This is a genomic window from Rahnella inusitata (assembly GCF_003263515.1).
Classification (GTDB): domain Bacteria; phylum Pseudomonadota; class Gammaproteobacteria; order Enterobacterales; family Enterobacteriaceae; genus Rahnella; species Rahnella inusitata.
Genome location: NZ_JYDE01000028.1, coordinates 38,274 through 44,721 on the forward strand (window position 1 = coordinate 38,274; position 6,448 = coordinate 44,721).

Annotated in this window: 7 protein-coding genes; 6 read left to right on the top strand and 1 reads right to left on the bottom strand. The window is 53.7% G+C overall.

The genetic code is table 11. The annotated features are described in order from the left end of the window. Positions 1-41: 41 nt before the first annotated feature. A complete protein-coding gene (gene hycA, locus TU92_RS16630; protein ID WP_112168302.1) occupies positions 42-509 on the bottom strand; it encodes a formate hydrogenlyase regulator HycA in 468 nt (155 codons plus the stop codon). Between the two features lie 322 nt (positions 510-831). Here hycA and hypA point away from each other — a divergent pair, with 322 nt between their 5' ends. The 6 genes from hypA to flhA all read left to right on the top strand — a co-directional run. After that, the gene (gene hypA / locus TU92_RS16635) at positions 832-1,176 is read left to right on the top strand and encodes a hydrogenase maturation nickel metallochaperone HypA (RefSeq protein ID WP_112168303.1); all 345 of its coding nucleotides are present in this window, start codon (positions 832-834) and stop codon (positions 1,174-1,176) included. A 28-nt stretch (positions 1,177-1,204) separates the two neighbouring features. After that, a complete protein-coding gene (gene hypB / locus TU92_RS16640; protein ID WP_112168304.1) occupies positions 1,205-2,002 on the top strand; it encodes a hydrogenase nickel incorporation protein HypB in 798 nt (265 codons plus the stop codon). Continuing rightward, positions 1,993-2,271: a HypC/HybG/HupF family hydrogenase formation chaperone gene (hypC, locus tag TU92_RS16645; protein ID WP_112168305.1), complete on the top strand. Its 279-nt coding sequence runs from the start codon at positions 1,993-1,995 to the stop codon at positions 2,269-2,271. Before hypB ends, hypC begins: the two co-directional genes overlap by 10 nt. After that, positions 2,271-3,425 (top strand): hydrogenase formation protein HypD, encoded by a 1,155-nt coding sequence (gene hypD / locus TU92_RS16650; RefSeq protein WP_112168306.1) that lies wholly within the window; start codon positions 2,271-2,273, stop codon positions 3,423-3,425. Before hypC ends, hypD begins: the two co-directional genes overlap by 1 nt. Next, a complete protein-coding gene (hypE, locus tag TU92_RS16655; protein ID WP_112168307.1) occupies positions 3,422-4,444 on the top strand; it encodes a hydrogenase expression/formation protein HypE in 1,023 nt (340 codons plus the stop codon). The genes hypD and hypE overlap by 4 nt, the downstream gene beginning before the upstream one ends. Positions 4,445-4,588: 144 nt before the next feature. Beyond that, positions 4,589-6,448, top strand: a 1,860-nt coding sequence (gene flhA / locus TU92_RS16660; RefSeq protein WP_248291968.1) for a formate hydrogenlyase transcriptional activator FlhA, incomplete at its 3' end; no start/stop codon positions are given.

Consider the following 6,448-nt stretch of genomic DNA (forward strand, 5'->3'; position numbering starts at 1 on the left):
TTAATTTTCGCCATGCCTTAAAAATGTATTCAGGCGAATATTTATGCCTGAATTAATAATTTTTCTAATTGCGGTAATACGGGCTGATTGTTATGCAGGGAGTCAAACAGACACTGATAAATAGCGGAAATTTTATTCAGGTAATGTTCCTGTACAGCATTTTTATCGCGGATATCCACGGTGCCGTCGAGACGCCCGTCTTCACTCAGTTTTGCGTGGGCGAAGGCTTTGAAATCAGGCTCTTCACTGGCTGGGGTCATATTCAAACTGTAGATAACATCCTGACTGTAAAAATCGTCGCTCAGATGAATACTGACGGAGAAATGGTTAAACAGGGTGAAGCGGATGTCCTGTTCTTCGCTACAGGTAAACTCATGATTTATTTTCTTATTTGACGTGGTAATCGCCTGAATCAGGCTGTTCTGATAGGTGTGCCATTGCGATTTAAGGTGATTATTTTTACTGGCAATGTAATCCGCTTTGCTGGTCAGTTCGCTGAGAGTGCTCATGGTATTTACCCGTTATTGAGTTCTTTATGGGTGCCATTTCGAAATGTCAGATGACGACGAAAATACGGCGCATAAGTCTCTGTTGGCATAAAGCGTGCCAGTTACGAGAATTTTGATATAACAGATTTAAAATCAACAGCTTGATGAATTAATAACTTTTAAGTGTCTTCTGCGGGGAAAGAAATGACATGTCGATGACACCTTATTTCGACATATATGTCGTGACGTGATTTTACTGTCAGTCGCGGATTTAATTCGTGCGAAAAACTCTGGCATTAATATTGCAAACATCCTTCATCACTTTCCAAAGAGAGCGGAAATCATGCACGAAATAACCCTGTGCCAGAATGCCGTGGAAATCATGCAGGAATTTGGCCGGCAAAATAATGCGCGCAGAATTACTGCCGTGTGGATGGAAGTGGGCGCATTTTCCTGCGTTGAGCCAGAGGCGCTGACATTCTGCTTTGAACTGGCCTGCCGCGAAACGCTGGCACAAGGCTGCGAGCTGCATCTTGCGACGCCCGCCGCCGTTAGCTGGTGCCACGATTGCCAGCAGGATATCCGCTTGCTCAGCCCCGGCGTGCTGCTCTGCCCGCAGTGCGGCGGCCGCAATTTAAGGGTCATTGCCGACGATGGCATGAAAATCAAACGTATTGAAATCGAATAACGGGCACGATGTGCCCGGGGAGAAAACTATGTGCAGTACCTGTGGTTGCGCCAGCGGCGAGCTTCGGATTGAAGGCGTCAGCAGCGAACATTCTCATCATCACTCTTCTGACGACGCTTCCCCGCATTCTCATTCCCACATTCACGATCATTCCCATGGCCTGCCGTTTGCACCGCGTCGCCTGATTGATATCGAAATGGACGTGCTGGCCAAAAATAATCATATCGCCGCCCATAACCGCGAGCATTTTGCGCAGGCGTCGATTTTGGCACTGAATCTGGTTTCCAGCCCCGGCTCCGGTAAAACCACGTTGCTGACCAGCACACTCACCCGTCTGGCCTTGCAGTTTGACTGCGCGGTAGTAGAGGGCGATCAGCAAACCACCAACGATGCCGATCGCATCCGCGCGACGGGTGTTCCGGCAATCCAGGTCAATACCGGTAAAGGCTGCCATCTGGATGCGCAGATGGTTCACGATGCCGTACATCAGCTGGCACCTAAAAATAACAGCCTGCTGTTTATCGAAAACGTCGGCAATCTGGTGTGCCCGGCCAGTTTCGATCTTGGCGAACGTCATAAAGTGGCAGTGCTTTCGGTCACCGAAGGTGAAGACAAGCCGCTGAAATACCCGCATATGTTCGCGGCGTCGCGGTTGATGATCCTCAATAAAATCGATCTTCTGCCTTACGTCACTTTTGATGTCGACACCTGCATCGCCAATGCGCGTCAGGTGAATCCAGAGATTGAAGTTATTCAGCTTTCGGCCACGACAGGCGAGGGCATGGAACAGTGGCTGGCGTGGCTGGAGCAGCAACGATGTGCATAGGCATTCCAGGACAAATTGTCGCGCTGCACGAACAGCAGCCCGATCATGCCTGGGCAGAAGTGTGCGGCATGCGTCGCGAAGTGAATATTGCGCTGGTGTGTGAAGGGAAACCTGACGCGTTGATCGGCTGCTGGGTATTAATCCACGTAGGTTTTGCGCTCAGTAAGCTGGATGAACAGGAGGCGCGGGATACGCTGGCAGCGTTACATGAAATGGAAGAAGTGGAAGCCGACGTCGCGCTGTTTCTCGGCAAAGGAGAGGCAAGATAATGCGGTTTGTCGATGAATTTCGAGATCCAAAACTCGCCAAAACGTTGATCGAACGTTTGCATCAGCGGGCGGCGCAGCTGCCTTATACCGCCGAAAAACCGATGCAGATTATGGAAGTCTGCGGCGGTCATACTCACGCTATTTTCAAGTTCGGGCTGGATAAACTGCTGCCGCCACAGCTGGAATTTATCCACGGGCCGGGCTGTCCGGTATGCGTTTTACCGATGGGGCGGATCGACGCCTGTTGTGAAATCGCTGCCCATCCGCAGGTGATTTTCTGCACCTTCGGCGATGCGCTGCGCGTGCCCGGTGAGCGCGGTTCGCTGCTGACAGCGCGCGAACGCGGCGCGGATGTGCGCGTGGTGTATTCGCCGCTCGATGCATTGAAACTGGCACGTGAAAATCCGCAGCGCAGCGTGGTGTTTTTCGCCCTCGGTTTTGAAACCACACTGCCGGTCACCGCTGTCACACTGCAACAGGCGCGCCGCGAAGGACTGACGAATTTCAGCGTCTTCTGTCAGCACATCAGCCTGATCCCGACGTTGCGCAGCCTGTTGCAACAGGACGACGTGCGTATCGATGCGTTTCTCGCGCCCGGCCACGTCAGCATGGTGATCGGCACCTCGCCCTATCACTTCATCAATGAACAGTTCGGCAAACCGCTGGTGATAAGCGGCTTTGAGCCGCTGGATATATTGCAGAGTGTTTTGATGCTGGTGGAACAAGTTTGCGAGGCATCGTGTAAAACCGAAAACCAATACCGTCGGGTGGTACCGCAAGAGGGTAACCTGCTGGCACAGGAGGCGATGCGGGAGGTGTTTGTGCTTTCCGGCAGCAGCGAATGGCGCGGTCTGGGGCTGATTGAGAATTCAGGAATACAACTGACCGGCGCCTACGAGGCTTTCGATGCCGAACGGCGTTTTAATCCGCAGGTGCAGTCGGTTTGCGATGATCCTCGCGCACGCTGTGGCGAAGTGCTGACCGGGCGCTGTAAACCGCATCAGTGTCCGCTGTTTGGCACCGGTTGTACGCCGCACAATGCGTTCGGCGCACTGATGGTGTCATCAGAAGGTGCCTGCGCAGCCTGGTATCAGTACCGGCATCAGGAAACTCAATACGTGCAAATTGAAGAAAATCAGAAGGTGGCAGGATGAGCGTGAGCAATGACGTGGTAACAATGGCGCACGGCAGCGGCGGACGGGCGATGCAGCAGATGATCGAACGGATGTTTTTGGCCGCATTTGATAATCCCTGGCTCAACGAACGGGAAGACGGCGCGCGGATAAGCCTCGCCGATCTCAGCCGTCAGGGCGATCGTCTGGTCTTTACAACCGACAGCTACGTCATCGATCCGATTTTCTTCCCCGGCGGCAACATCGGCAAACTGGCGGTTTGCGGTACGGCTAACGATCTGGCCGTCAGCGGCGCGACACCGGCTTATCTTTCCTGCGGATTTATTCTCGAAGAAGGCTTTCCGCTGGGCGATTTGCAGAAAATTGTCACCACGATGGCGCAGACCGCCAGGGAAGCGGGCATCGCGATTGTCACCGGCGATACCAAAGTGGTGCAGCGCGGCGCAGCCGACAAAATCTTCATCAATACCGCCGGGATCGGCGTGATACCTACTGCGGTGAACTGGGCTGCGAAATCTGTTCAGGCCGGTGACAAAGTGATCGTCAGCGGTACGCTTGGCGATCACGGTGCAGCAATTCTCAATCTTCGCGAACAGTTGGGGATGGACCTCGGTGTGCAAAGCGATTGCGCCGTACTGGCACCGATGATTGCGCCGCTGCGTATGCTGGCCGGTGTCCATGCTCTGCGCGACGCCACGCGCGGCGGCGTGAACGCTATCCTGCACGAATTTAGCGATGCCAGCGGTTTCGGGATTTGCATCGACGAAAATGCCTTACCGGTCAAAGAGGCAGTACGCGGGATCTGCGAACTGCTCGGGTTGGAGCCGTTGAATTTTGCCAACGAAGGCAAACTGGTGGTGGTGGTCGCCCCGCAGGCAGAAGACGCTGTGCTGAAAATCCTGCACGACCATCCGTTAGGGACTGATGCTGCAACTATCGGCGAAGTGACTGAACATCCGCAGGTCTGTTTACGCGGTGCACTCGGCGTTGTCCGGCAACTGATGTTGCCTCATGCCGAACCCTTACCCCGTATTTGTTGATCTCATCAGGGAGTGGCCTGCTGCGAAAGGGGTAGAATTTTGCTTATCGCCCTTCGATGAAATTCCTGTTACCCGGAATCATGTTACTCATTTTCTTTATTCAAAAAACGGGTACCCAGAGCTAACGCTATGCAGAGTGCAACAATGAGCATCACAAAACATAAAGGATTACTGGAACTGACGCGCACGTTGCTGCTGCAACAGACCATGACATCGCTGCTGGAAACCCTGACGCAGGTGGTGCAAAGCGCCGGTATCGCCGAAGCCGTCACGCTGGTGTTGTTCGATAACAACAGCGACCGCGTCAGTTTTTATGGGATCGACCCGCATCATCAGCCGGTCAGCTATGAAGATGAAACCCTGCTGGCCACCGGACCGGTGCATGCCTTGCTCAATAACCCAAAAATGCAGGTCTGGCGCAGTGAGGCGCTGAATTTGCGCTATCCGCAACTGTCGGCGCTGAATCTCTATCCGGCCTTTACCGATTACTGTCTGGTGCCGTTGCTGGCCTCTTCCGGACTGCTCGGTGGCTGTGAATTTACCCGTCAGCACGACAATTCGTTCAGCGAGGCAGACAAAGCCGGTTTACATGAACTCTGTATGCTGACTGCGATTGCCGTCGAACAAATTCAGCTGCGTGAAAATGCGCTGTTTCAGCAATCCCTGCTGCGCCACGAACGCGACGACTTTCGTATTCTGGTGGACATCACCAACGCGGTGCTTTCTAAATTAGATCTCGACGAGCTCACCGGAGAAATCGCAAAAACTATCCATCATTTCTTCCACATTAACGCCATCAGTATTGTGTTATGCGATGCCGGAAATGAGAGCGAACAGGCGAGCGTTTACGCCACGCATTACGTACAGACACACGTTGCAGAACGTGAACAGTCGCGCATGGCGCTTGCGGGAACGGTGGAACAGCAGGTGATGAAAAGCGGCGAGATGCTGCTGACCAACCTGCGGCCAGATAGCGAAGGGGAAAGCGACATGAGCACGCTGTTCCATCTTCTCTGGCGCGAGCAAACCAAAACGCTGTGCATTCTGCCGTTACGTTTCGGCCATAAAACGCTGGGCGTGCTTAAGCTGGCGCAGTGCCAGCCGGACAATTTCAACTCCGCCAATCTGCGGGTGTTGCAGCAAATCGCCGAACGTATAGCCATCGCGGTGGATAACGCGCTGGCTTATCAGGAAATCAAAAGCCTGAAGGAAAAACTGCAACACGAAAATCTGTACCTGACCGAGCAAATCAATAGCAACAACCCAGATTTCAGCGACATTGTAGGACGCAGTCAGAGTATGTCAGCGGTGCTCAAACAGGTGGAGATCGTGGCGAAAAGCGATTGCTCGGTGCTGATCCTCGGGGAAACCGGTACCGGCAAGGAGCTGATCGCCAGGGCTATCCACAATCTCGGCGACCGCCGCGATCAGCGCATGGTGAAAATGAACTGCGCCGCGATGCCTGCCGGACTGATGGAAAGCGATCTCTTCGGCCATGAAAAAGGCTCATTTACCGGCGCGACCGCGCAACGAATGGGACGTTTCGAACTGGCCGACAAAGGCACCTTGTTTCTTGATGAGGTCGGTGAAATCCCCCTTGAGCTGCAACCCAAGCTGCTGCGGATCCTGCAGGAGCAAGAGTTCGAGCGCGTGGGCGGTAACAAACTGATTTCAGTGAACGTGCGCATGATCGCCGCGACCAATCGCGATTTGCAGCAGATGGTCGCTGACAAAGAATTCCGCAGCGATCTGTTTTACCGGCTGAACGTGTTTCCGATTATTATTCCGCCGTTGCGTGAACGCCCGGAAGATATCCCGCAGCTGGTAAAGTTCCTTACCTATAAAATCGCCAAACGGATGAAGCGCACCATCGACAGTATTCCGGCAGAAACTTTGCGCCTTCTGAGCCGCATGCCCTGGCCGGGTAATGTGCGCGAACTGGAAAACGTCATCGAGCGTGCCGTCCTGCTGACGCGCGGCACCGTGCTGGATCTTCAACTCCCC